Source organism: Ruegeria sp. D1(2025), assembly GCF_056536425.1.
Genome location: NZ_JBQFPO010000002.1, coordinates 283,565 through 308,285 on the forward strand (window position 1 = coordinate 283,565; position 24,721 = coordinate 308,285).

20 protein-coding genes are annotated in these 24,721 nt (G+C 56.6%); 16 read left to right on the forward strand and 4 right to left on the reverse strand.

Features of this window, described 5'->3' with window-relative positions; all coding sequences use genetic code 11:
• Nucleotides 1-16: 16 nt before the first annotated feature.
• From ACR1XU_RS07025 to ACR1XU_RS07035, 3 genes are all read right to left on the reverse strand, one after another.
• A complete protein-coding gene (locus ACR1XU_RS07025; protein ID WP_480903800.1) occupies nucleotides 17-2,479 on the reverse strand; it encodes a GcvT family protein in 2,463 nt (820 codons plus the stop codon).
• A gap of 86 nt (nucleotides 2,480-2,565) precedes the next feature.
• Entirely contained in the window at nucleotides 2,566-3,321 is a 756-nt protein-coding gene (locus ACR1XU_RS07030; protein WP_480903797.1) for a DeoR/GlpR family DNA-binding transcription regulator, read from the reverse strand.
• A 907-nt stretch (nucleotides 3,322-4,228) separates the two neighbouring features.
• Entirely contained in the window at nucleotides 4,229-4,882 is a 654-nt protein-coding gene (locus ACR1XU_RS07035) for a GntR family transcriptional regulator (protein ID WP_170612103.1), read from the reverse strand.
• A gap of 208 nt (nucleotides 4,883-5,090) precedes the next feature.
• On the opposite strand from ACR1XU_RS07035, the gene ACR1XU_RS07040 reads away from it, so the two are divergent.
• From ACR1XU_RS07040 to ACR1XU_RS07100, 13 genes are all read left to right on the forward strand, one after another.
• On the forward strand, nucleotides 5,091-6,173 hold the full coding sequence (locus ACR1XU_RS07040; RefSeq protein WP_480903794.1) for a Gfo/Idh/MocA family protein: 1,083 nt from the start codon (nucleotides 5,091-5,093) through the stop codon (nucleotides 6,171-6,173).
• A 100-nt stretch (nucleotides 6,174-6,273) separates the two neighbouring features.
• A complete protein-coding gene (locus ACR1XU_RS07045) occupies nucleotides 6,274-7,284 on the forward strand; it encodes a sialic acid TRAP transporter substrate-binding protein SiaP (protein WP_170612099.1) in 1,011 nt (336 codons plus the stop codon).
• Between the two features lie 30 nt (nucleotides 7,285-7,314).
• Nucleotides 7,315-7,890: a TRAP transporter small permease gene (locus tag ACR1XU_RS07050; RefSeq protein ID WP_170429693.1), complete on the forward strand. Its 576-nt coding sequence runs from the start codon at nucleotides 7,315-7,317 to the stop codon at nucleotides 7,888-7,890.
• Nucleotides 7,887-9,182, forward strand: coding sequence for a TRAP transporter large permease (locus ACR1XU_RS07055; RefSeq protein ID WP_170612097.1), 1,296 nt, complete (start codon nucleotides 7,887-7,889; stop codon nucleotides 9,180-9,182). Before ACR1XU_RS07050 ends, ACR1XU_RS07055 begins: the two co-directional genes overlap by 4 nt.
• Complete coding sequence (locus ACR1XU_RS07060) at nucleotides 9,182-11,068, forward strand: bifunctional sugar phosphate isomerase/epimerase/4-hydroxyphenylpyruvate dioxygenase family protein (protein ID WP_480903791.1); 1,887 nt, start codon at nucleotides 9,182-9,184, stop codon at nucleotides 11,066-11,068. The genes ACR1XU_RS07055 and ACR1XU_RS07060 overlap by 1 nt, the downstream gene beginning before the upstream one ends.
• Before the next feature lies 1 nt (nucleotide 11,069).
• Nucleotides 11,070-11,942, forward strand: coding sequence for a shikimate dehydrogenase (locus tag ACR1XU_RS07065; protein WP_480903788.1), 873 nt, complete (start codon nucleotides 11,070-11,072; stop codon nucleotides 11,940-11,942).
• A complete protein-coding gene (locus tag ACR1XU_RS07070; protein WP_480490706.1) occupies nucleotides 11,939-12,754 on the forward strand; it encodes a citryl-CoA lyase in 816 nt (271 codons plus the stop codon). Before ACR1XU_RS07065 ends, ACR1XU_RS07070 begins: the two co-directional genes overlap by 4 nt.
• Complete coding sequence (locus ACR1XU_RS07075) at nucleotides 12,744-13,931, forward strand: Gfo/Idh/MocA family protein (protein WP_480915597.1); 1,188 nt, start codon at nucleotides 12,744-12,746, stop codon at nucleotides 13,929-13,931. The genes ACR1XU_RS07070 and ACR1XU_RS07075 overlap by 11 nt, the downstream gene beginning before the upstream one ends.
• Complete coding sequence (locus ACR1XU_RS07080; RefSeq protein WP_170612089.1) at nucleotides 13,921-14,595, forward strand: hypothetical protein; 675 nt, start codon at nucleotides 13,921-13,923, stop codon at nucleotides 14,593-14,595. Before ACR1XU_RS07075 ends, ACR1XU_RS07080 begins: the two co-directional genes overlap by 11 nt.
• Complete coding sequence (locus tag ACR1XU_RS07085; protein WP_480903782.1) at nucleotides 14,588-15,778, forward strand: Gfo/Idh/MocA family protein; 1,191 nt, start codon at nucleotides 14,588-14,590, stop codon at nucleotides 15,776-15,778. The genes ACR1XU_RS07080 and ACR1XU_RS07085 overlap by 8 nt, the downstream gene beginning before the upstream one ends.
• Nucleotides 15,779-15,932: 154 nt before the next feature.
• Entirely contained in the window at nucleotides 15,933-16,847 is a 915-nt protein-coding gene (locus ACR1XU_RS07090) for a sugar phosphate isomerase/epimerase family protein (RefSeq protein ID WP_170460332.1), read from the forward strand.
• Nucleotides 16,828-18,237, forward strand: a complete 1,410-nt coding sequence (locus ACR1XU_RS07095) for an aldehyde dehydrogenase family protein (protein ID WP_480903780.1) — start codon at nucleotides 16,828-16,830, stop codon at nucleotides 18,235-18,237. The genes ACR1XU_RS07090 and ACR1XU_RS07095 overlap by 20 nt, the downstream gene beginning before the upstream one ends.
• Nucleotides 18,237-20,018 carry a thiamine pyrophosphate-binding protein gene (locus tag ACR1XU_RS07100; RefSeq protein WP_480903777.1) on the forward strand — a complete coding sequence of 594 codons (1,782 nt, stop codon included), beginning with the start codon at nucleotides 18,237-18,239 and terminating at the stop codon, nucleotides 20,016-20,018. Before ACR1XU_RS07095 ends, ACR1XU_RS07100 begins: the two co-directional genes overlap by 1 nt.
• A gap of 103 nt (nucleotides 20,019-20,121) precedes the next feature.
• Here ACR1XU_RS07100 and ACR1XU_RS07105 read toward each other — a convergent pair whose 3' ends face one another.
• The gene (locus ACR1XU_RS07105) at nucleotides 20,122-20,349 is read right to left on the reverse strand and encodes a hypothetical protein (protein ID WP_170612081.1); all 228 of its coding nucleotides are present in this window, start codon (nucleotides 20,347-20,349) and stop codon (nucleotides 20,122-20,124) included.
• Nucleotides 20,350-20,462: 113 nt separating this feature from the next.
• On the opposite strand from ACR1XU_RS07105, the gene ACR1XU_RS07110 reads away from it, so the two are divergent.
• The 3 genes from ACR1XU_RS07110 (at nucleotide 20,463) to ACR1XU_RS07120 (ending at nucleotide 24,529) form a co-directional block, all read left to right on the forward strand.
• Nucleotides 20,463-21,791 carry a MobA/MobL family protein gene (locus ACR1XU_RS07110; protein WP_480903775.1) on the forward strand — a complete coding sequence of 443 codons (1,329 nt, stop codon included), beginning with the start codon at nucleotides 20,463-20,465 and terminating at the stop codon, nucleotides 21,789-21,791.
• A 157-nt stretch (nucleotides 21,792-21,948) separates the two neighbouring features.
• Nucleotides 21,949-24,102 (forward strand): hypothetical protein, encoded by a 2,154-nt coding sequence (locus tag ACR1XU_RS07115; RefSeq protein ID WP_480903772.1) that lies wholly within the window; start codon nucleotides 21,949-21,951, stop codon nucleotides 24,100-24,102.
• A complete protein-coding gene (locus ACR1XU_RS07120; protein WP_480903769.1) occupies nucleotides 24,095-24,529 on the forward strand; it encodes a hypothetical protein in 435 nt (144 codons plus the stop codon). The genes ACR1XU_RS07115 and ACR1XU_RS07120 overlap by 8 nt, the downstream gene beginning before the upstream one ends.
• Nucleotides 24,530-24,721 lie beyond the last annotated feature (192 nt).

The window sequence follows — 24,721 nt, forward strand, 5'->3', positions numbered from 1 at the left end:
AGAGTGTCATCCAAGACTAGCCGTCCATCTTCGGCCGCTCGCCAGTGGTATCGTACGGGGCTCGCATATAGGCTGTTGCCGACAACCGGATTCCGGCAAGGTCGATTTCAATGGTCCCGTCGCGGATAAAATCGGCCGTTACCGGGCGGGGCGCGTCCAATTGGCAAAGTGCAACGGCCGCGCCCAGCGTATGGCCATAAGCGGCTGAGCGGACCTCGCCGATTTCGACCCCGTCATACAACACGGCCTCACCACCCCACAGTTGTGCCGAGCCATCATCAAGCACCAGTTGCACGATGCGTGTTTTCAGGTGATCGGGGTCCTCTTTTGCCGCCAGCAGCGCGTCTTTCCCGATAAAGCCGCCGGGCTTTTCGAGATCGACCGCAAAACTCAACCCTGCCTGCAACGGTGTGATATCGGGCGTCAACTCTCGGCTCCAGGCGCGGAAACCCTTTTCCAGGCGCAGCCCTTCCAGCGCGTAGTATCCCGCATCGCGGATGCCGAACTCCGCCCCGGCGCGCATCAGATCCTCGTATACGCCAACGGTGAATTCGACCGGCACCACCAGTTCCCATCCCAGTTCACCCACATAGGTCATGCGGTTGGCCAGAACCGTGGCATAGCCCAGATCGATTTCCTGATGGGTGGCAAACGGGAAGGCCGCGTTGGACAGATCGGCCTTGGTCAGTTTTTTCAGAGCCGCGCGGGCTTTCGGCCCCATGACCGCCAGAACCGACCAGGCGGCCGTGACATCGGTCAGGAACACGTGGGCATCCGCGTCGAAATTCTTGCGAATCCAGTCCGCATCATGCACCGCCTGGGCCGAGCCGGTGATCAGAAGGAACTCCTGCTCTTTCAGGCGCAGCACTGTCAGGTCGGATTCGTACCCGCCGCGTTCATTCAGCAGACCGGTGTAGACCGTGCCTCCGATCGGGACGTCGACATTTGCCGCGCAAATGCGGTTCAACTGTACACAGGCATCCCGGCCCTGAACCAGCAGCTTCGCGAACGAGCTTTGATCGAAGATCGACACGCCCTCGCGGGTGTTCTTGTGTTCGGCCGCAACTGCGTCATGCCAGTTCTGGCGGCCAAAACTGTATTGAATCCTGGGTGTCTCGCCTTCTGGTGCAAAGAAATTCACCCGCTCCCAGCCCATCTTTGATCCGAACACAGCATTTTTTGCCGCCAAGCGGTCGTAAAGGGCCGAGCGGCGGAACGGGCGCGGGGTGTCCAGCTCGCGATTGGGCCAGGGCATGGCATAGTGAAGCCCCAGCGTTTCCTTGACCCGATCGTGCAGCCACGTCGGGTTGTTGTTGAAGTTTGCGAACCGCCGGATATCGACAGCAAACAAATCCGAAGTCGGAGCCCCCTCAACAATCCATTCAGCCAAAGCACGCCCAGCCCCACCGGCGCTGGCAATTCCCATCGAGTTGAACCCGGCCCCCACAAAAAAGTTCCTCAGTTCGGGCGCCTCGCCCAGAAGGTAGTTGTTGTCGGGGGTGAAGCTTTCAGGCCCGTTATAGAATTTGCGCACGCCGGCGTCGGCCATCTGCGGAACCCGGATCAGCGCGTTTTCCAGCAGGATTTCAAACTGGTCCCAATCATCGGGCAGAAGCTGGAAGAAGAACTTGTCGGGGATGCCGTCCATTGCCCATGGCTTGGCTTCGGGTTCGAACCCGCCCATCACCAGACCGCCGGTTTCCTCTTTGAAATAGATATAGCCGTCCGGGTCGCGCAGCACCGGCAGGCCAGGCTTCACGCCTTCGATCTGTTCGGTCACGATGTACATATGCTCGGCCGAATGTAGCGGTACGTTGACGCCGCACATTTTGCCCAGTTGGCGCGCCCACTGACCGCCGCAGTTCACCACAATCTCGGCTTCGATGGTACCATGGTCGGTCACGACACCGCTGACTGCCCCGTCTTTGGTCAGAATATCGGTAACCTTGATGCCTTCTATGACTTTGGCGCCGCCCATGCGCGCGCCCTTGGCCAGTGACTGTGTCAGATCGGTCGGGTTGGCCTTGCCGTCGCCGGGCATCCACAGCCCACCCTTGACGTCATCCACCTGCATCACAGGCCATTTATCCTGCGCCTCCTGCGGGGTGATGACCTGTACCTCGACCCCCTGCGCGCGGGCTGCGGCCGCCGTGCGCAGCAGCATTGTCATACGGTCCTCCGTGCGTGCCACGGTAACGGAACCACATTCCATCCAGCCTGTGGCCAGCCCGGTCTCCGCCTCAAGCTGAGAATACAGTTCGGTCGAATAGCGGATCAGATTGGTCATTGCAGGCTGGCTGCGCAACTGACCAACCAGACCCGCCGCGTGCCAGGTGGTGCCGCAGCTCAGCTGTCCCTGTTCCAACAGCACCACATCACGATGCCCCATCTTCGTCAGGTGATACGCGACCGAGCAGCCAACAATACCGCCCCCCACAATGACAGTTTGCGCGCTGTGCGGAAGTTGGGTGCTGGCCATTGCCTTGCTCCGTGCAGAAGGAATCGGATCTGCACTCACCTTATCGGTAGTTTGCAAAAGTTGGCAAATATTTTCTTTTCTTTGCGTTATACCCGCACAATGTCCATTGGTTGGGTTTCCAGCGCTTCGGAAATGTCCTTGGGCAGTTCACCGTCAACAACAAGGGTCACGTCAAAGGGCAAAGCTTTCATGGCGATCTGTCCAACCACCCCGAACTTGCTGCTGTCCGCCAAAAGGAAAGGGTGCTGTGCCCGTTCCATCATCATGTGGCGCAAGTTGGCGCCTTCCAGCGAGAAATAGGTGAGCAAGGCCCGCGCGCTGATCCCGCCAACCCCGACCAGCGCGTATTCCGCGTTGTATCTGGAAAGGTGTTCCAGCGTATCCAGACCCATTGTCGCATTCTCGGAAAAATCCAGCCGTCCGCCCAGCAATGTGATCTCTGCCGCTGCAGGCGTCAGAACCGAGGCAACTGTTAAGTCATTGGTGTATATCGTTAATTCACGGCGGGTGGCCGCCAGAGCCTGAGCTGCGGCAAGTGTCGTCGACCCATTGTCAATGATCACGCTGGCCCCGTCCGGGATCGCGCTGGCGACATAGGCTCCAATACGCTCCTTGCCCGCACGGTTGGTTTGGGTGCGGTCAGTCATAGGAGGTTCATGCCTGTGCACTCTGGTTGCCCCGCCACGCACCTGGTTGAGCTTGTTTTCCTGGGCCAACTGCTCGATATCCTTGCGCACGGTTTCCCGTGATACGCCAAGCCGTTCAGTCAGAGAACGAATAGAAACCGCAGGCTGGCGCGAAACTTCTTCGAGAATGATTGCATAACGTTCGGATGGCAGCACGAGAGACCCTCAATGATAGCATGGGGCTACAGAATGCCAAATTTCGCAAAAAAATCCAGCCGGGAGTTGCAAAAGCGACTGCGCGATTTGTTAAAGGGCTTCGGGGCGCGGCGTTCGTGGATCCCGGATAGCTCTCTGCTGTTCATCGAAACGTGTCGCGATAAGCCAAACGTTCTTTCGCTGTCACAGCAGTGCCCAGCCAGCCGCGCGGCTGCAGGAGCGAACGGTCCCCGCCAATACGCTTCGTGCGCAATTGGGCGGTCTGACTTCCCTCAATTCAGGGAAAGCCTGCTGTTCAGGTGTTTCAAATACCCGAAATCAATGCGCTCGCTGCTCCAACAAATCCAGCGCCGGCCACGACGCTTGCGAGTACAATACAAAAAACTTCTAATGCGCTGAGTTTCATTTTTCTGCCCTGCCCAAATGCCCCGCTCGACTTAAAGCATCTCATGAGTTTCAAAAAGAGAGCCGTGGTTGACGTGGCGGAATGCTGCTACAAGCGCGGCGTGTTTTCGCTCAGCAGTGAGTTTTGGTCGTTCGGATCGGATACCGTTGGGGGTGTCAGAAGCTTGATCTGTAGGGGCGCGCATTACGGCCGTTCGCCCGAGTTGACGGATTCCGGCGCAATTTTGTGACGCAATTTGCCCCCTGGAATCATGGTCCGGAGCGACGGGCTGGCTCAACCTTGATGCAAGTGATTGATTTTAGTGGTAGCGGAGGTCCGTCTTGGACACAAACCCCACACATTAACACTCTGTAAAATACGGGTGCCGCGACCTTCGAGGGGTAAGCTGAAAGGTCAATTGTCGTAGCGGTACCCTGACTGGCGAATTCGATCAAAAGATATTGGACTTCACCGCGTTGCTCCGAGTTGGAGGCCGCCGCAATTGCGGCACGGCGGAATGGCCTACATAGCCTCCAACGTGTGGGCGAGGCCATTTCGGATGTGATCTTCCAACAACTTCTTGGCCATATTCGCGTCTCTGGCCAATGCGGCATCGAACATGTGTTTGTGTTCTTTGGCTGCTACCTCACCTCGATAGGTCAGTACGAGCATCTGGTAACGAAGATATTTGTCATAGATGATTGAGTGAAGGGATAGAAGATTCTTGGAGTTGCAGGCTGCTATCATTGCTTGATGAAACTCCGAGTCGTACCTCTTCCAGGTTTCTTTCTCAGAGTCATCTCCTTTGAGAAGCCGTTGCTCCATCAAATGCAGCTTATGATGCGCGGCGACGAGGTTCCCCTCCCAATCCGTGTCACCATTCTCGATGGATAACTCCAACGCATGGCATTCCAACAGGACACGCAGCTCTGATATCTCGATCAGGTCTTCACGGGAGACCGGTGTAACCAGGAACCCCCGTTGCTCAGGAGCTTCGACAAATCCGTCGCTGGCGAGCCTGTTCAGCGTTTCACGAAGTGTCGAAAGGCTTGCCGAGTAGCGTTCCTTCAAGGCGTCCAGCTTCAGTTTGGAGCCGGGCTGCAACTCCCCGAAGATGATGTCCCGCTTGATGCGCTGATAGGTACTTGCACCTATCGTAGACGGCTGTTTCGCCATGCGTTTCACCCGATATTATCAGTTTCCTCGTTCAATTAGCATTTTTCAGAGACATCAGCAATCCAAACTGATGTATGGTAAAAATAAAAATATCATACATTATTGCGGAATCGCGAAAACCCCAATACGGTCGTAGCCAAGTTGGGCAAAGCAGCCCGATCGCAATCATCGGTTTCGGGATTTTCCGGACCCTCCGGAAGGAAGCAAAGTGTCTAAGAACTTTCGCATTGCCATTGTCGGCATCGGCCTTGTTGGACGCCGCCACGCAGATGCTATCCGAGCGTTGCGCCATGTTGATCTCGTCGCGGTGGTCGACCCCAGCGATGAAGGCCGTGCTTACGCCGTTGAGCATGCGGTTGCATGTTACGAAACCCTCGAGGAAATGTTTGCAAATCAGACGCCAGACGGAGCTGTTCTGGCGACCCCGACCACGCTTCATGTCGAACAAGGCCTCACGTGTGTTCGACATGGTTGTCCTGTTCTTGTCGAAAAGCCGATCGCCGTGGAAGCCACCGCTGCACTTGAGCTTGTTCAAGCAGCGGAGAAGGCCAATGTGCCACTGATGGTCGGACATCATCGTCGACACAATCCTCTGATCCGGTCGGCTAAGGAAGCCATTGTCGATGGGAAGATTGGAGATGTGCGCGCTGTCCATGCGAATTGCTGGTTCTATAAGCCAGACGAGTATTTTGATGCTGCGCCCTGGAGAAAGAAACCCGGTGCAGGGCCCATCTCGGTCAATCTTGTCCACGATGTGGATCTGCTGCGGTACCTGGCCGGAGAAGTCGTGACCGTTCAGGCTCAGTCGGCTTCATCGCAGCGGGGTTACGACAACGAAGATGTCGCCGGCGCGCTGTTGACGTTTGAAAGCGGGGCGATCGGGACCATAAGTGTGTCCGACAGCATCGTTGCTCCATGGAGCTGGGAGATGACGTCTCAGGAATATCCAATCTATCCGTCGACCACTGAGAGTAGCTACATGATAGGTGGCTCTCATGGTTCGTTGTCCGTTCCCGATCTTCGATTGTGGAGTTACCAGGGTGAGCAAAGGGACTGGTGGACGCCAATCTCATCAACCGCGCTGAAAAAGGGTGCGTCTGACCCTCTGGTCAATCAGCTTAGGCACTTTGTTGAAGTAGCTCGACACGAAGCAGAACCGATTGTGTCTGGATGGGAGGGTTTCAGAACGCTTCAAGTTATTGAAGCTATTCAGAATTCCTGCAGAACAGGTGAGACGGTCAGGATCAAAAACTCACAAAAAACACCAATGGTAGATATGACAGCAATATAAAATATCAGATATTTTGTAAAAAATCTTGCAAAATGTCCAAAATAGGTCAAAACTCTGAATCGCAAAAAAGAAGCATCATGATGTCTCAGGGAGGAGCAAAGTGATTACCAAACTTACTCGCCGGGCTGCTGTGTCAGCCTTGGTCGCAACCGGTGTTCTGTTTAGCGCAACAAGTGGTGCGCTGGCGGAAGACAAAGTGCAACTGCGGCTCGCAACATCAGGATCGGAGACCGATCAGCGCTCGGTCGCAATGGCCGAGGTTTTCGCACCCATGGTCGCTGAATTTGCGACGTATGAGCCCAGCTATAACGGCACAATCTTCGCCCAAGGCACCGAGTTGGACGCCATCAGCCGGGGCAACCTGGAAATGTCGATCACCTCGGCGCAGGAACTGGCACAGTTCTTCCCCGAGTTTTCGATCTTTACAGCAGGCTATGTCCACCAGGACGCCGCGCATCAGGTGGCTGTCTTCAACGATCCCTTGATGGATGCCTTTAAGCAAAAGGCCGAAGAAGAACTGGGCGTCAAACTGCTGTCGGTCATGTATCTGGGCCGTCGTCAGGTGAACCTGCGCCAACCCAAGGAGGAACTGACTGTCAGCACCCCGGCTGATCTGGAGGGTGTGAACCTGCGGATGCCGGGCACAGATGCGTGGCAGTTCCTTGGCAAAGCGCTGGGTGCTGCCCCGACACCAATGGCGTTCTCAGAGGTTTACACAGCTCTGTCGACCGGTGCCGTTGACGGTCAGGACAACCCATTGCCAACCGTGGTTGATGCCAAATTCTACGAAGTGACCAATCAGATCATCCTGACATCGCACTTGGTCGACTTGAACTATATCGCTATCGGCAAAGAGGTTTGGGACGGGCTGACACCGGAACAGCAAGCCAAGGTTCAGGAAGCTGCGGACGCAGCAGCTGAATCAGGCCGTCAGAAGCAGCTTCAGAAAGAAGAGGATCTTGTCAGTTTCCTGAAAGAGCAGGGGATGGAGATCTATGAACCCGATCTCGCTGCGTTCCGCGATCAGGTACAGTCTATGTATCTGGAAAGCGAGTTCGCAGGCTCATGGCCCGAAGGCGTTCTGGATCAGATCAACGCTCTGGGTAACTGAGCCCGGCAAGACAAGGGAGGGAGAACCATAATGAAAGCCTTTATGAAGGGGTTCTCCCGACTGACCGAAGCGATTGCCGGCGGGATGCTGGCGGCAATCTTCTTGATCTTTCTATTGCAAATACTCTTGCGCTACTTCTTTACCCCCGCCGGATGGACGCTTGAACTCATCGGCATTCTGTGGGTCTGGGTGATCTTTTTTAGCTGCGCCTTCATCGTGCGCGAACGGGATCACGTGAAGTTCGACATCATCTACCTTTCCGTGCCGATGCGCGTGCGGCAGGTCTTTGCGATGCTGGCGGCCGCAGCGATCGTGGTCGGAATGCTCTACAGCTTCCTTCCGACGTGGGACTACATCGACTGGATGAAAATCCGCAAGACATCGACTGTCCGCAACCCGTTCTCCGGTGAGAAGATACCGCTGCGCACAGTATTCTCGATTTACGCGGTATTCATGCTGGTCGTCGCAGCGCGCTACGCGTGGCTATTCTTCGACGTCATGCGCAATGGCCCGCCAAAGACAGAGTTGGAACTGGTCGTTGGGTACAACGTGGTTGACGACCATCCCCGTGTCGACGTCGAAGAGGACGAGGAAGTTAAGAAATGAGTTTTGAACTTCTTTCCTGCCTGCTCGCTCTCTTTCTTCTGGCAGGCATCGGGACACCTATCGGCTATTCCATCCTCTTGGCCTCATTAGTGTACTTGGGCATGGCCGGACTGGACGTCGCCCTCGCAGGTGAGAAGATCCTGCAAGGCTTCTACAAAAGCACGATCCTGCTTGCCGTGCCTTTGTTCATTGTCGCCGCGAATATCATGAACGCCGGTTCGATCACGGACCGTCTGCTGAACTTCTGCGTTGCAGCTGTCGGTCGTTTCAAGGGCGGCCTCGGGCACGTCAACGTGGTTGCGTCGTTGATTTTCTCCGGCATGTCCGGTTCGGCCGTCGCGGATGCTGCCGGGATCGGCAAGATCATCATTGAGATGATGACCAAGGATGGCCGCTACAGCCGAGGCTACGCAGCCGCAATTACGGCGGCGTCGGCCACAATCGGTCCGATCATTCCGCCCTCGATCCCGATGGTTTTGTACGCGCTGGTGTCAAAAGCCTCCATCGGGTCGCTGTTCTTGGCCGGTATTCTTCCGGGCCTGATCATGGGCGTCGTTCTTATGGCGATGAACTACTATCTGGCCGGAAAGCGGAACTTTGCATTGGAAGAACCTGTTCCGCTGCGCGAGTTGCCGGCTAAAACCGCCAACGCGTTCCCGGCACTGCTAATGCCCGCAATCCTGCTGTACGGCATATATGGCGGCGTCACCACTCCGACCGAAGCCGCCGCAGTCGCTGCATTCTACGCCCTGCTTCTGGCAGCGTTGTTCTACCGCGCGCTGACCTTCCGTGGCCTTTATCAGGTCTTCGTCGACAGCGCGCGCTCTTCCGCAGCCGTCGGGGTGGTTATTGGGGGCGCGTTCATTCTGAACTTCATCGTTATTCAGGAGCAAATACCGCAGTCTATCTCGGCGCTGCTGGAGGGTTCTGATGTCAGCCCGATTGTGTTCCTGATCCTCGTAAACCTGCTGATCCTCGCGCTGGGATGCGTTTTAGACGCAACAACGATAATCCTGGTGATTGTTCCCCTTTTCATTCCGACCTGCGAAGCGCTCGGGATTGATCTTGTGCATTTCGGAGTTCTGGTCGTCGTGAACTCGATGATCGGTCTGATCACGCCTCCCTATGGCATTCTACTCTTTGTGATCAACGCTGTGACGGACATTCCGCTGCGCGAAATCATCTCGGAAATCTGGGCCTTCCTCGCGGTTCTCATCTTCGCCTTGGTGATCATGATGCTGATGCCGGATCTGGTCCTGTGGTTGCCGCGTATGTTTGGATATCAGGGATAATGTGCCTCTCGGTTTCGACAACGTCGATCCCCGGTGATCTGGCTGAAAAGCTGAGTGCTATCGCTGACGCGGGATTCGGGGGTGTCGAATTACACGAACCGGATTTGACCGCTTTTGACGGATCGCCATCGCAAGTCCGCGAAATTGCATCGGACTTCGGCCTGAAGATTTGCCTGCTACAACCCTTCCATAACCTTGAAGGCCAGCCCGATGCCGGACGTGAGCGCGCCTTTGATCGACTGAAGCGCAAACTCGACCTGATGAGCGAGTTGGGAACGGAATTGCTGCTTATCGGATCTGCCTTCGAGGTCGATGTCGCCGCGACCGAAGAACAGGTAATCGCAGATCTTGGCGAGGCGGCCCAAATCGCTAAAGAAATGGGGATGCGTCTGGCCTATATGGGCTTGCCATGGTCGGATCTTATTCACTCGGATGAGCAGGCGTTACGCGTCGTCGAAGCAATTGACAGCCCTCATTTTGGGTTGGCCTTGAATTCCTTCTTCTCGCTTGCCGACGGGTCCAAACCAGCCCGCCTTCGGGACATTCCCGGCGATCGGCTGTTCCATGTGCAACTGTCCGATGCACCCCGGCTTGAGATGGATATACGTCGGCTCAAGCGGCACTTTGGGCTTCTGCCGGGGCTTGGGTCGCTGAACCTTGCGGGCTTTGTGCGCGTGCTTGCCCGCGCCAGATACAAAGGGCCTTGGTCAGTTGCACGTGTCAACGAAGCAGCTCCTCAACCCGGTGGCCGAACACTGGCCCGAGACAGCTACAGGTCGCTGGTGAACCTCCTGGATGAGGTATCCCGGACCGAGCCGGGAACCGATTTCGGCATCCCGGACCTGCCGGAACGCGTCTATGCGTCAGGCTTCGAATTCGTCGAATTCACAGCCGACGAAACAAGCGGTGCGCAGCTGGCAGATATGCTGTCAGCAATGTGTTTTCGAATGGAGCGAAAACACGTAAGCAAGTCCGTCGAGCTATGGCGGCAGGGCGCGATAAACATCGTCGTGAATACCGAAAAGGAAGGATTTGCCCATTCGGCGTTTCTGGGTCACGGCCCCTCCGTTTGTGATATGGGGTTGCGTGTCAAAGATGCGGATCAGACGGTTCAGCGAGCGACCGCGTTGGGCGCGCCGAATTTCTCACAGCCGGTAGGGACCGGGGAACTGGACATCCCGGCCATCCGAGGTGTTGGTGGCAATGTTGTCCATTTCATAGATGAGAAATCCGATCTGCATCGGGTTTGGGACATCGAGTTCGAGCCAGTCGCCAAGACCAAAGCGACCCAGCCCGCCGGTCTGCGCCGCATCGACCATCTGGCACAGACGATGCGTAACGATGAGATGCAAAGCTGGCTGCTCTATTACATTTCGACTTTTGAGATGGCAAAATCCCCGATCGTGAACGTTGCCGACCCGTCGGGTGTTGTGCAAAGCCAAGCCATCGAAAGCCCCGAGGGCGAAGTGCGATTAAACCTGAATGGAGCAGTTGGGCGTCGAACACTGGCGGCTTCATTCCTTGAAGACGGTTTTGGCGCCGGTGTTCAGCACATCGCCTTCCAGTCGGACGACATATTTGAAACCTCGGCCCAATTGCGGAAGTCCGGCTTTCCCAGTCTGTCCATCCCAGAAAACTACTACGCTGATCTGCAAGCGACATTCGGGTTAAGTGAAGACCTGATCGCCCAAATGCGCAGGGATAACATACTCTACGACCAGGCGGCGGGTGCCGAGTATTTTCAGATCTACAGTCGCCCCATCTTTAACGGCTTTTTCTTTGAAATTGTTGAGCGCCGAACTGGTTACGCCGGCTTTGGCGCGCGTAACGCTGCGTTTCGATTAGCGGCGCAAACGCGACACCACGTGGCAGAAGGAACAACCTAATATGAAGGCCGCACTAATCGGACAAGGGATTTCTGGCTCCATGACGCCTGAGATGCACGAGGCGGAGGGCCGGGCGCAGGGTATCGATCTGAGCTACGGTAGGATCGACACGGCAAAAGAGCCATTTCGTGGAATGTCGGTCGCTGATTTATTGCATTATTCAGTTGAATTAGGCTGTGCGGCGGTCAACGTGACACACCCCTACAAAGCATCAGTCATTGATCATCTCGATGAGCTTTCCAAAACCGCTGAGGAGCTTCAAGCTGTAAACGCGGTGGTTTATTGTGACGACCGAATGGTTGGCCACAACACCGACTACATAGGTTTCCACAGTGCCTTCGGAGATTTTTTGGGATCATCGAAGACTGAAACGGTCCTCATGTTTGGTGCTGGAGGCGCGGGCAGTGCAGTCTCTTTGGCTTTGCTTGATTCAGGTGTTCGAAACCTGGAGATCATCGATCCTGACTTCCACCGAGCGCAGGCGCTGGTCAGTCGACTAAAGGTCTTGCGCCCTTGTGCAAAGCTTCAGGGTTCCCCCTCGATTTCGTTGGAACGGGTCAAATTTGTGGACGGAGTGGTCAATGCAACACCGCTCGGGATGGATAAGTACCCCGGGTCGGTGATTGATCCATCATTGTTGCGGCCGGATGCTTGGGTGGCAGATATAGTATATTTCCCGCTCGAGACACACCTTCTGAGAAGCGCCCGCACAACTGGGTTAAAAGTGATGAATGGTGCTGGAATGGCAGTTCATCAGGCTGCAGCGTCTTTTGAAATCTTCACCGGCTGCACCGCCTCAATCAGTCGTCTTCAAAGCGTTTTCGATTCACTTCGTCAGCAGCGCATGCGCGAGTTTAGAGGTGCAACGGTATGACAAACGACGAGCAAGCTATCCGCCAATGGTGGCGTACCTCCATCATCGACATGAAGCCCGGTCAGATCGCTTTTCGTGGCAACGCCATAGAGGACCTGATCGGGAACGTATCTTTCCCGCAGATGATCTGGCTGATGGTGCGGGGCGATCTGCCGAGCGACGCACAGGCGCGCCTGTTCGAGGCTGCTTTGGTCGCAGGCGTGGATCACGGTCCGCAGGCCCCCTCGATCGCGGCTGCGCGTATGGCTGCCACCTGCGGGGTAGGTCTCAATAATGCGATGGCGACTGCGGTGAACATGCTGGGCGACGTGCACGGCGGGGCAGGAGAGCAGTGTGCAGAGCTGTACTATGATATCGCAATCCGCATGGAAGCGGGAGCTTCGCTGAATGACGCTGTTCGGGATGGCTTGGGCAATTGGCGCGAGACCTACGGCAAAATCGTATCGGGCTTTGGTCACAGGTTTCACAAACCTGTCGATCCACGCGCACCCCGATTGATGCAACTTGTTCGAGATGCGGCGGCAGAAGGCACAGTTTCTGGCCGGTTTGCCGATATCGGAGAAGAGGTTCAAGCCGAACTCGGTCGTCAACGCGGCGGTCGGCCAATTGCCATGAATATTGACGGCGCGACAGCTGTGATCTTCTGCGAACTTGGCTTTCCTGCGCCCTTGTCGCGAGGGCTGTTCTGCCTGTCCCGCTCGGTCGGAATACTCGCCCACGCTTGGGAACAGATGAACCAGGGTGGCCGCAACAAAGGGCCGATGCCCCCGAATTACTTACCCCTCTACGAAGACAGGAATGATGACACGTGAGACATCGAAATCCTTCCGGGTCGGCCTTATCGGCTGTGGTCGTATCAGCGATATCTATCTAAAAACACTATCCAAATTCTCAAACGTCAAGGTAGTGGCTTGTGCAAGCCTCGACCCTTTGGAAAGCCGAGCCAAAGCGGATCAATACGGCATCGCCAAGGCCTGCACGCCAGATGAAGTGATTGACGATCCGACGATTGACTGCGTTCTGAATCTGACAATTCCGGCGGCGCATGCCGAAATCAGCTTGCGTGCGTTGGAGGCGGGCAAGCACGTTTATTCCGAAAAGCCACTGGTCATGAACCGAACGGATGGCAAGGCGATTCTGCACATGGCCTCTGAAAAGGGGCTACTGGTCGGTTGCGCCCCCGACACGTTTCTGGGCGGTCGTTGGCAAACCGTTCGGCGCTTGATCGACGAGGGTGCCATTGGCAAACCGACAGGGGTTTTTGCCCATGTTGGTACCCACGGGACAGAACGCCACCATCCCAACCCGGATTTCTACTACCAGGCCGGTGGCGGGCCCTTGCTGGACCTTGGGCCATACTACCTGACCGCCATGATCTGCTGTCTTGGACCAATTGACCGTGTCGCCGGAATGGCGCGGCGGACATTTGACCAGCGGATGATCGAAAACGGCCCTCGCAGCGGCGAATGGATAGATGTCGAGGTCGACACGCACTCTCTAAGCCTGCTGCAGTTCTCTTCCGGCGCTATAGGGTCGATGACCATGAGCTTCGACATCTGGGACAGCGAAACTCCGCGGTTCGAGATCTACGGTGAAAACGGCACCATCAGCATCCCAGACCCTGACCCGGTTCATGGTGCCAATATCTTTCAAGGGGATGTCTGGCTGAAAACGCGGGAGACCTCGCGCTGGTCTCATCAGCCGCGCCCAACCGGTCGCGAAGGCTGGCAGGTGGTCGACAACAAACATGGGTTCAATGAGGACAGCCGTGGTCTCGGCCTTTTGGATCTGGCCCTGGCGGCGCAAGATGGACGCCAACCCCGTGCAAGTGGAGCGCTCGCCTACCACGTTTTCGAGGTCATGGACGCGATCGAACGGGCACCGAAATTTGGCGCCTATCAGACGATAGAAAGCCGTTGCGCGGTTCCGGAACCTCTGCCGGTCGATTTCCTATTGAATGAGAGGAAGGAGTTGGTTCATGCCGATTGAGACACTCGACTTTGCCCAGCCATTCTTTCGCGTCCAGCACATCACCAGTGAAGACAGAATTTCTATCGAGGGTCGCGCCATCGTCCTTAACCTTGGGGGGCGAAATCTCTCTGTCGAGGATCAGACCATTGCACCGCTTTCCTCTGTTATCGTGCAAGATAGCTCACTCAAAGGTGTGGAACGCGCAGTAATTGTCCACGGGTTCGACGCCCATGCCGATGAGAACGAGTTGTTCGCATGGGTGAAAGATACATGGCCATCTGCATTTGATGTTCGCCAAGAGGAGCGTCTGCGCGGTGTCAGCCACTACATGTCGCCAAAGGTCTTCGTGGGTAACGTTGGACTGACCATGTACCATTCAGGTTCGGTCCCATTGAATGTCGGATTGCACAAGGATCATCCGTTCTGCCCGGTACCGGGGTTTCGCGAAGTGCATACGCAAATCGTAGGCTTTGGCAAAATGCAGCAATGCCGTGAGCGGGATGTTGAAACCCTTTACCTCGAAGAATTCATGGCCCCTGGCACGACGCACAAACCGATGTATGACGCCGAAGGCAACTATCCTTGGCATCAATACGAGACGATTACCCCCAGCATTTTCATGGCGGTGGAAATGCTGCCGAAAGGCGTACGGGTCTCGGAAATGGAGATTCAGAATGGCTGAGAGACTTTTACCCCAAGACCTGAACTTCGACCGCCCTTTCCCTCGGTTGTCTCGCCGTTTGCGGCTGGGTGTTGTTGGCGGAGGACGGATCTCCGTCACGCAAGCAACGGCTGCGCGGATGACCGACCTGTGGGAGGTCGTCGCTGGCGCGCTCAGTTCTAACGCTGCGCGCAGCAAGGCGCGTGGGGTCGAGTGGTTTCTGCCGGCCGACCGGTGCTATGCGTCATTCGCCGAGATGGCAAAGGCCGAGGCGGCGCGCCTGGATGGCGTGGATGCCGTAATGATCACTACCCCGAACCACGTTCATTTCGAAGCGGCCAAAGCGTTTCTGGAGGCGGGTATTGACGTGCTGTGCGACAAGCCGCTGACCAACGAAGTCGACGAGGCCGAGGGGCTTGAGGAGATTACCGCGCGCACGGGACACATCTTTGCTGTCGGCTATGCGATGTCGTGTTTTCCAGTAATCCGTCAGGCCAAACAAATCGTGGCGGAAGGCGGCATCGGTAAAATCAACCAAATCCACGTCGAGTTCATGCAAGACTGGATGACGCCTGATGATGTTGCTGATGCGCCCCACGTCAAATGGCGGCTGGACCCAAAGATTTCTGGTCCAACCAGCTGTGTCGGCGATATCGGCACCCATGCCGCGCATCTCGCCAGCTTTGTCTCGGGTCTGCCCTTGACCGACCTGAGGGCCGAGTTCCATGTTTGCGGCGCGCCAAAGCCTTTGGAAGACACGGTGTTCATGTTCACCCGCTACCAAAATGAAATTCCGGGAACCTTGATGGCAACACGCCTTGCCCCGGGAAATCGGGGTGGGTTGAGGTTGCGGATATTTGGGAGCGAAGGCGGCCTCGAGTGGGATTTAGAGAATTCGGAGCAGCTGAAGTTCAATCGGTTTGGTGAACCGGATAATATCATAAGCCGAGGTCACGGGCATGGCATCGGCCCCGGCGCAGAACGTCTGATCCGTACCGCGCGCGGCTTCCCCGAAGGGATTATCGAAGCCTGGGCCAACCTCTATACGGAATTTGCCATGGCCGTAGCCGCGCGCCGGGATGGCGTCGCGATTCCGGCCGATTGGCTGACCTATCCCAGTGTCAATCAAGGCGCAGACGGTGTCCGATTCATTGATGCCTCCGTGCGCTCTCACCAGTCTGGAGGGGACTGGGTCACTCTCTAAGGCTCTGCCAACACAATTGAAAAACACGCCCAGGCCGTTGCTTGGGCGCTTTCATTTCCGGCTAACTATTAGAAGTTGATATTTTTAAAAATATCAGATATTTTTTACTACGTGTGATGAATTTTAGATTCGCAGACACGTGGAGCTGTCATTCATGGTGAAACCTGAAGAGGCTGGCGCAAGCCCCTCTCTCTATTCCTTGGCGCATTTGACGCTGATTGGCTGTACGCCGCCCGAGTTGGTCTATATCGCCGCGCGGGCCGGTTACGATGCCGTCAGCCCCCGATTCATTCCGATGCATGTGCCCGGTGAATTCACTCAATCCCCAATCGACAGGGCACAGGTGCAGGCCACCAAAACTGCTCTCTCTACCACTGGCTTGAAAGTCCTCGATGTCGAACTTGCGCGCATCACGGAAGACGTCGATCCGCGCAGTTTTGAACCTTCTCTTGAGATCGGTGGGGAATTGGGCGCTAAACGCATGATCATGAGCGCGTGGACCAATACCCGCGATGATCGTGACTTCCTGATCGACGTCTATTCTGAAACCTGCGAACTGGCGGCGCCCTACGGGCTAACAGTGGACCTGGAGTTCCCAAGCTTCTCTCGCTTGCGCACTCTGGATGAGGCCCTGGATATTGTCCGCGCCTCTGATCAACCGAATGGCGGTATTCTGGTCGATACGCTTTATCTGCACCTCAGTCGCGTTGATCTGGGAGAGTTGCTACACGTCCCCTCGGACCTGTTTCACTTCCTGCATATCTCTGATTGCCTGCCCGGCATCGCCGATACGCGCGAGGGCATGATCCAGCTGGCGCGCGATGCGCGGCTCTATCCCGGCGAAGGCTGGATTGACTTCACCGGCATCATCGAACGGATGCCGCCCGTCGACTATTCCATCGAACTGCCCAACCAAAGCCGCGTTGCCGAGTTGGGATATGAAGAACACGCGCGTCGCTGTCTCAGCCACGCCAAGCGAACATTTGGCGAGGCGCGGTCACAGCGTCGTGTGCCCGATGCTGCAATTCTAAAACACCAAGAGGATCATCATGGGCAAAGAGCTCACTGAAAACGACCGCAACATGGCCGCCGATATGCTGGCACGCGCTCGCGCTGCCATGGCCGAGATCGAGGATTGGGATCAGGACAGGTTGGACCGCCTTTCTCAGGCCATTGCGTGGTATGCGGGTAATGAGAAAACCTTCACGCGTTTGGCTCAACAAGGCGTGGACGAGAGCGGCATCGGAGATCGCGCAGGGCGCCCTGCGAAGCGTTTCAAGATTCACATGGTGCTGCGAGACGTCTTGCGTACGCCCTCGACGGGGATCGTCGAAGTCGACGAAGAAAAGGGGCTCGTGAAATATGCCAAACCTGCCGGTGTGATCGCCTCCCTGATCCCGATGACCAACCCGGCGATGACGCCACCGGTGACCGGCGTGTCCGCCGCAAACGCCCGGAATGCGGTCATCTTCAGCCCGCACCCGCGAACCGCCCATACCACCTTCGAAATGGTCGAGGTTATGCGAGCAGCTTGTCGTGCTGCCGGTGCCCCCGAGGACTTGTTCCAATCCATTCGCAAACCGTCGATCCCATTGACGCAACATCTGATGGAGATCTGCGACCTGACTTTGGCGACGGGTGGCAAACCCATGGTCAAAGCGGCGTACAGTTCTGGGCGCCCGGCCTATGGCGTCGGCGCGGGCAATTCGTCCATCGTCATCGATGAAACCGCCGATCTGGACATCGCCGCGCAGAATACGCGTATTTCAAAGACCTCTGATTTTGGGTCCGGTTGCTCAGCCGATGGCAACATCATCATCCAGCGCTCAGTTTACGATGATATGGTCAAGGCACTTCAAGCCGAGGGCGGCTACCTGTGTTCGGATGAAGAGAAGGCCTTGCTCGAAGCGGCCATGTGGGACGAAAAGGGCAACCGTACGTTTCCGACCATCGCTTGTCCGCCGCAGCAAACGGCCAAGGTCGCCGGTTTTAGCATCCCCGAGGATCGCAAGTTTCTGATGGTTGAAAATCAGGGGCAAATCGGCCCGCAGCACAAGTTCTCCAAGGAAAAACTGACCACTCTGATGGCGCTTTATCACTTCGACACGTTCGATGACGCGCTGGAAACGGTCAGCCAGATCTACAACACCGGGGGCAAAGGTCACTCCTGCGGCATCTACAGCCACAACGACGATCACATCGATCGGTTAGCGCGCTTGGCCCCGGTTAGCCGCATGATGGTGCGACAGCCACAATCGAAGGCCAACGCAGGTGCCTGGACCAACGGCATGCCTATGACCAGCAGCCTGGGCTGCGGCATCTGGGGCGGCAACATCACCAATGAAAACGTCACCATGAAACACATGATGAACTACACCTGGGTCAGCCGTCCCATCCCCGAGGATCGCCCCTCGGAGCAGGACTTGTTCGGTGAGTTCTACGGACAGGAGGTCGCGTGATGGACGGAGCTAAATTGGAAGGCAAAACCGTTGCTGAGCACATCGTCGATTTTCTTGAGCGTCGTGAGGTCAAACATGTGTTCGGTCTATGCGGTCACACGAATATAGCGGTTCTGGCCGCGCTGGCGGAAAGCCCCATCGATTTCGTCACCGTACGGCACGAACAAATAGCCAGCCACGCGGCGGACGCTTATGCCCGCGTGACGGGCAAGGCCTCGGTGGTGTTGTCCCATCTCTCCCCGGGTCTGACCAATTGCGCCACCGGGGTCGCCAACGCCGCACTGGACTGTATCCCGATGGTCGTGATTGCGGGCGATATTCCTACGCACTACTACGGCAAACATCCACATCAGGAAGTGAACCTCCATGCCGACGCCGCCCAGTGGGAGATCTATCGTCCCTTCGTAAAACGCGCCTGGCGGGTCGACCGTGCAGATTTAATGGCCGAGATTCTTGAAAAGGCGTTCCATCTGGCTGAAAGCGGCCAGCCCGGGCCGGTACTGGTCAATGTTCCCATGGACATCTTTTCAGAGGTGATCCCCTCGGACAGTTTCGACCGTATTCGCGACAACACGCGCGCTCTCAAGAAACCGTCAATTGACGACGAGACAGCGGGCGAGATTGTCGAAGCGTTGGCTAAAGCCGAAAGCCCAGTCGCTTATGTCGGAGGCGGTATTCTTCTGGCACAGGCCAGCGAGGAGTTGCGAGAATTTGTTGAACATATGGGCCTTCCAGTCGCGCATTCCCTGATGGGTAAAGGCGCGTTGCGAGACGACCACCCGCTTGTGCTGGGAATGACCGGGTTTTGGGGCACCGAGTTAGTCAACCAGTCCTGCTTGAATGCGGACTACATCTTTGCCGTGGGCACTCGGTTCAAAGAGGCTGATTGTTCAAGTTGGTACCCGGGCTACACGTTCAACATTCCCGGATCGAAGGTCATTCATATCGACATTGAGCCGCAGGAGATCGGTCGGAACTATCCCACTGAGATCGGAGCCGTTGCTGACGCCAAGGCCGCATTGCGCGTCCTCAACCGGGTCGCCCGCGAGATGTATCCGGACGGCTTCAAGCGCCCCACGCTGGAGCAGAAGATCGCTGGCTTCCGGACGGACTTCAAAGCGCGCAACGAGGAAATGGCGACCTCATCGGCCTTTCCGATGATGCCCGAGCGTATTCTGGCGGATACCCGCAAGGCACTGCCTGAGGATGCCATCATCACCACGGACGTTGGCTGGAACAAGAACGGTGTTGGGCAACAGTTCGATATCCTGACACCCGGTTCGATCCTGACTCCGGGCGGGTTCGCGACGATGGGCTTTGGCCCTCCGGGAGCGATCGGCGCAAAACTGGCAACCCCTGACCGTGTGGTGATAAGTCTTGTTGGCGATGGGGGGTTCGGTCAGAATCCGTCGATGCTGGCAACCGCGGTCGAGCTTGATCTGGGCATCATCTGGCTGGTTATGAACAACAACGCCTTCGGCACTATCGCGGGCCTTCAAAAGGCGCATTACGGATTGACCTATGGAACCACGTTCCCCGGATCAGCCGCCGCACCCACAAACGGACCGGGCTATGCCGACATAGCGCGAGCCTACGGCGCGGAAGGGCACAGACTCAGCGCTGCCGACGAACTGTTGCCCGCATTGGAAGCGGCAATCGCCAGTGGCAAGCCAACCGTGCTGGATGTGCCAATGATCAACAACCCAACACCAACGACCGGTCATTGGAACATCCTGGACATTTATTCGCCGGACAAGGATGTTTCTCACGTCGCGACCTGACGATACTGAGCGCGGTAAGCCGCGCCAGTCTTTTACTTTCAATAGGCCCAAGTCAGCCAACCCTTCTGAGAGCCTTCGGTGCCGCAAGAAGATCTAACTGGGTTTACAGCCCTAACAGCTCTCGATCTGAGTCGCGTGAGATACGTTCGTGCAGAAGCTTGAGCAACCGATCAGCTTTGTCTCTCTCAATTTCCTCGAGAAGCTTCAAAACAGCAGCGCCATAGATAATCTTCTTGCGCGTTTCATTACGTCGTCGTTGTTTGCCCGCCCTGGCCTGAAGGTCCCTGAGTCTCGCGCGCGCATGTTCGATTTGTTGATCCAGGTCCGCCATTTCGTTCTCCATTGATTGAGGTGGTCGAACAGGAAATGCGGTCTGTATCCCGGCTTCGCCACCGGGGCGCGAAAATGTGGCTCCGCCAGGCCGCCGTGTGAGCGGCCGTCCGCATGCCCGCTGGGCAATGCGCGCAGTTACGCAAACTTGGGGTTTGCCTGCGCGCCTGCCGCGGGCTTTTTTGTGCGGAGATCGGGTTGGGGCCCGATGTCCTTTACATGATACACCCCGCCAGCAGACTCGAAGTCATCCTGCATTCTCGTGCCGACGGTCGCTCCGCCGTCAAATCCGCCGCTTACACCGCGCGCACCACCTTCCGGGATGCGCGGGTTGGACGACGGTTTTCGCCGGGCAGAAAGGGTGGCCTCCTGTCGCATGAATTGATCAACTGGACAGGAAACGCCGAGGAGCTATGGAACGCAGCCGAGCTTTCTGAGCGCCGAAGGAATGCAAGAGTCATCCGCGAACTGCGCCCATCCTTGCCACGCGAGCTACCGCTTCTCGAGCAGGTTGGGCTTGTCCGCGGCTTTTGCCTCTGGCTTCGCGATGAATACGGCGTTGCCGTTCAAGCCGACATTCACGCGCCGCGTTTCCTGTGTCCTGAGGAAGAGAAACGGCACAATGCGGGCAAACTCGAACTGATGCGAGAAGACTACGAGCAGAGGCTCTTCGATCCATCGAAGACCAACCTGAATTTCCACGCCCACATCCTGATGACGACGCGGAAGGTTGATAGGATCGCGGGCGATTTTGGTGAGAAAACGCGTGTTCTTGATGACAGAACTTCAGGCCCCGGAGAAATCAAGCGTATCCGCGGAGAATGGGAAAAGCGGACCAACGCGGCCCTGCGCAAGATTGGCTCTCCAGCGCGGGTTGATCTTCGTTCGTATGCCGAGATGGCCAAGACAGGCGATGCACCGCAAGGCCTGGCAAGACAAGATCATGTCGGGCCACGCAGATCCGCCAGGTCGCGCCGCAGAATGCAAGAAAGCGGAAGCGACGACACAGTTGCCGGAGTACGGCGCCAGGCTGTCCAAGAACTCAATTCAACACTCTGGCACTCTTGGTTGCAGCTGCGCGCCCTGGAGCGTCAGAGAGATGACCTCGAAGCGGATCGTATCGCGCGGGAGAGAGAGGCTGCCCGCAAGAAAACGGCCAGCAATGAGAAACGTCGAATGCTGGAGGCGCGATCCGAGCGCGAAGTGAAAGCAGCGCTGGAAGCTTCGTCGCAAATTGAATGTCTCAGAACTGAAACAGCATACCAGAAAGCGGTGCGATGGGCGACAGAAGGCATAGAAGCCGATCCATTAGATACCCTCGATGAGGAATTCTCCTCTGATGTCGACCTTGAGGCGTATCACCTACCTCAGCTCCAGCAGAATGATCGGGTTTCCAACATACCGCGTGTAAGAACACGCAAGCCGCGTCAGCGTACGCGATGACACCGAAGCCAGTTTTTGCAGGGCACAACACTGGATGCGATCTACATAATTTGGATTCGTGCCGTTGATCGGTTGACGAGCATGGGGCATCACCCGGGCCTTGCCTTTCTTTGCTTGGATTTTTCTATACCTACAACCGTGGAGCCAATTCCCACGGATGAAGCACACCAATCCGCGCGAATTTGCCCCGCATTCAGATGACATCCACACCGTTTCGCCAGAGGAATACGTTCGACTCCTCCATCCCCTGGGTGCGGTCGGTAGACCTGCCGTTCTGATCAAGAATTCCGAGGAGGCAAGCCAACAATTCACACGCTCTCCGGATGGAATTGTAGCGTGTCTTCATGCGCTGCTGGATCGGACATCGTTCATCTCGCTGAACCGGTTCAAGGACACGCGTAGTAATTCAAGCTTGGTCAGTCTGAATGCACTCTATGTCGATTTGGACTTTCACAATGATCCCAGCTGGCGCGCTGAGGGTGAAGAAGACGTTCAGGCAGCAGTCGCGGGTCATCTTCTGATGCGCGGTGTCTCTGAGCCATCATTCTATTTGCGGACGGGACGAGGACTGGCCGCAATCTGGCTGATCCATTCCATGCCACTTGCTGCATTGTCCCGCTGGCAGGCGGCAATCAGGGCAATGGTGGATCTACTTGTTCACTTTGGCTCGGACCGTTCTTGCACCGACCCAGCTCGCGTCTTTCGCATTCCCGGCACTCGAAACGAGAAGTCTGGACGGGTCGTACGGGTATCGGGAGGGAATTACAAACGCCAAGATTTTGATGTCCTTGCTGATCAGATTTTTGCCGCCGTCGGGCGGTCCACCCGTTCCGAGCTTACGGAGCGCCGCAAGCAGCGTCAGGATCGGGAGCCGGGTAGTCAGACAATGCCGCGGGGATTGACCCAAGCTGAGCGATTTGAACAGATACGCAAAGATCTCGAGGCTTACCGGATTTACCATGGTGGGGTGATCCTGGTGGGGCACCGAAACACCTGGCTGCACTTCTATGCCACCTGCCTGACCCATCAGTCAGACACCAAAGGCATCGAAGGTCACATTCAACAAGCGGCAGACATAGCAACGCCCGGGCTATGCCAGAACGAAACGAACGCAATCATCAAGCAGGCTCTTGCGAAGTCAAAGCTGCAAGCTTGCGACAATGCACGCGAGAGCGAGAGATATTGTTACCGCGGCTCGACTGTTGCGGAGCGTCTCGACGTATCAGCGGATATGGCGCGTCAGTTGAGCATGCGTCAGGTGATGCCAGCGGAAGAGCGCCACCATAGAAAAGTTGAACGGGAACGAGCGCGACGTGCCGTGCGAGGGAGTGCCTCGCGAGATCAGTACCTGATGGAAAACAGCGCGTCGAGAAACAAGCCTTGGACGAACTACGGCCTGGGTCGGTCTCAGTATTACGCGCGCAAGAAGGCAGGAACACTCCCAGAACTGCCCGTTGCTCCGGATCGGACAGGTCCATGTCCACTACAGGGGAACCATTCTGGACACAGAGAATTCTGTGGACCTCCAACAGAGGCACAGCGGTCGGAAGGACCCGTCGACCGAGCCATTGGAAACACTTCGACTACGCTGGTGACAGATCGGAAAACTGCAACAGACCATACGACAGCGCACGGACGAGAACCGAAACAGCGGAAAAGGCAGGTCGCCCACCTTCGACTGCGCAGTCCGGATGTCGCGCAGCCGAAAGTGGGAACCAGCCCAGACACGGCGGAAGACGCGGCTCTTTGCAACTTCGATGAAGGAAGTCCCATGACACTTCAAACTGAAATCGCGCTGCCCTCCGAGAACTGGAAATCCCGTTTGAAAGTTGGCGATGTCGTCGCGTTTCGCTTTCCCCATGAAACGATGGGAGAGGATGATCCCAAGGTTCGCCCATCGCTGGTAATTGATGTCGAGGAAATGGCGGGTGAGCGCTTTGCGGTTCTGGCCTACGGCACGACGAACCCGTGTCCACGCAAACAGGCCTATTGCGTCGATGTGCGGTCGGAAGAGGAGCGCGAACAGGCATCATTGCGGGCGCCGACACGCTTCAATGCCGCTCGACGCGTCTCCGTCTCCGTCAACAACAGCGGCTTCGACAGAAACTCCGCGGGGACGCCCGTATTAGGTGAACTCGCTGACGCAGCGCTGGATCGACTTCATCGCGTTCGCGCACGACTACATGCAGAACGCGATATCCGGCGCTCCCGAAGGTTCGGATGCAGAGGCTCGGGTCGTAAGATACGCGCCGTCACGGTTGAAACGCGTCGCAAGGGACGGCCGGATACGCGGGAGGTGCGCTATGTATGATAGCATCGCGCAGCAGTTATTGCCGATCGAAGCGGCGGTCCTCGAAGCGCTGAACATGGTGCCCTCGGCGTCGAAGGCACTCGACATGCTGATCGACAATCTGGAACCCAGAGGCGCGCGCATAGCCTATCGTTTTGGCTCGCGCCTCCGTACGGGCGAAATGTTCGGTGATCGCGATCTCGACGACCTCGAATCTCTGCTCCAGCCTGTTCTAATTGAGATAGAAGGCGGATGGGTGAGCGAGGTGATTGCAGACGAGCATTGCCCTGACGGTGCCTGGATCAACAAGCGGCTGACAAATCGGGCAGCCGAATTGAACCGTACGGTTGAACCTCTGGTAACGCTTCGCAGGCGTCTTCAACTCATCCAGAATCTGCGCCGGGCCGACCGAATAACACGCCGAGTGATCGCTGAAGCGCAGACTTAGCCTGCAGCTTTCGGAGAGCGTTTCTCGCTCTCCGAACCGTTCGGATTAAACTGCGTTTCTAAATTTTCTAAAAGAGACCGATCTCACGCTCGTTGAAACATAAAGCGAGCACTATGACAGTTCAAAAAACGATCCAAACCGATTTTTCGATTTGTGAAGAGATCACCAAGTCCCCAGCAGCAAAGCAAAACC

Excerpts from the sequence above, each read along its gene's own strand:
- ACR1XU_RS07025 (WP_480903800.1), bottom strand. The coding sequence starts at position 2,479 with ATGGCCAGCACCCAACTTCCGCACAGCGCGCAAACTGTCATTGTGGGG.
- ACR1XU_RS07035 (WP_170612103.1), bottom strand. The coding sequence starts at position 4,882 with ATGGCGAAACAGCCGTCTACGATAGGTGCAAGTACCTATCAGCGCATC.
- ACR1XU_RS07050 (WP_170429693.1), top strand. The coding sequence starts at position 7,315 with ATGAAAGCCTTTATGAAGGGGTTCTCCCGACTGACCGAAGCGATTGCC.
- ACR1XU_RS07055 (WP_170612097.1), top strand. The coding sequence starts at position 7,887 with ATGAGTTTTGAACTTCTTTCCTGCCTGCTCGCTCTCTTTCTTCTGGCA.
- ACR1XU_RS07060 (WP_480903791.1), top strand. The coding sequence starts at position 9,182 with ATGTGCCTCTCGGTTTCGACAACGTCGATCCCCGGTGATCTGGCTGAA.
- ACR1XU_RS07065 (WP_480903788.1), top strand. The coding sequence starts at position 11,070 with ATGAAGGCCGCACTAATCGGACAAGGGATTTCTGGCTCCATGACGCCT.
- ACR1XU_RS07070 (WP_480490706.1), top strand. The coding sequence starts at position 11,939 with ATGACAAACGACGAGCAAGCTATCCGCCAATGGTGGCGTACCTCCATC.
- ACR1XU_RS07075 (WP_480915597.1), top strand. The coding sequence starts at position 12,744 with ATGACACGTGAGACATCGAAATCCTTCCGGGTCGGCCTTATCGGCTGT.
- ACR1XU_RS07080 (WP_170612089.1), top strand. The coding sequence starts at position 13,921 with ATGCCGATTGAGACACTCGACTTTGCCCAGCCATTCTTTCGCGTCCAG.
- ACR1XU_RS07085 (WP_480903782.1), top strand. The coding sequence starts at position 14,588 with ATGGCTGAGAGACTTTTACCCCAAGACCTGAACTTCGACCGCCCTTTC.
- ACR1XU_RS07090 (WP_170460332.1), top strand. The coding sequence starts at position 15,933 with ATGGTGAAACCTGAAGAGGCTGGCGCAAGCCCCTCTCTCTATTCCTTG.
- ACR1XU_RS07095 (WP_480903780.1), top strand. The coding sequence starts at position 16,828 with ATGGGCAAAGAGCTCACTGAAAACGACCGCAACATGGCCGCCGATATG.
- ACR1XU_RS07100 (WP_480903777.1), top strand. The coding sequence starts at position 18,237 with ATGGACGGAGCTAAATTGGAAGGCAAAACCGTTGCTGAGCACATCGTC.
- ACR1XU_RS07105 (WP_170612081.1), bottom strand. The coding sequence starts at position 20,349 with ATGGCGGACCTGGATCAACAAATCGAACATGCGCGCGCGAGACTCAGG.
- ACR1XU_RS07110 (WP_480903775.1), top strand. The coding sequence starts at position 20,463 with ATGCCCGCTGGGCAATGCGCGCAGTTACGCAAACTTGGGGTTTGCCTG.
- ACR1XU_RS07115 (WP_480903772.1), top strand. The coding sequence starts at position 21,949 with ATGAAGCACACCAATCCGCGCGAATTTGCCCCGCATTCAGATGACATC.
- ACR1XU_RS07120 (WP_480903769.1), top strand. The coding sequence starts at position 24,095 with ATGTATGATAGCATCGCGCAGCAGTTATTGCCGATCGAAGCGGCGGTC.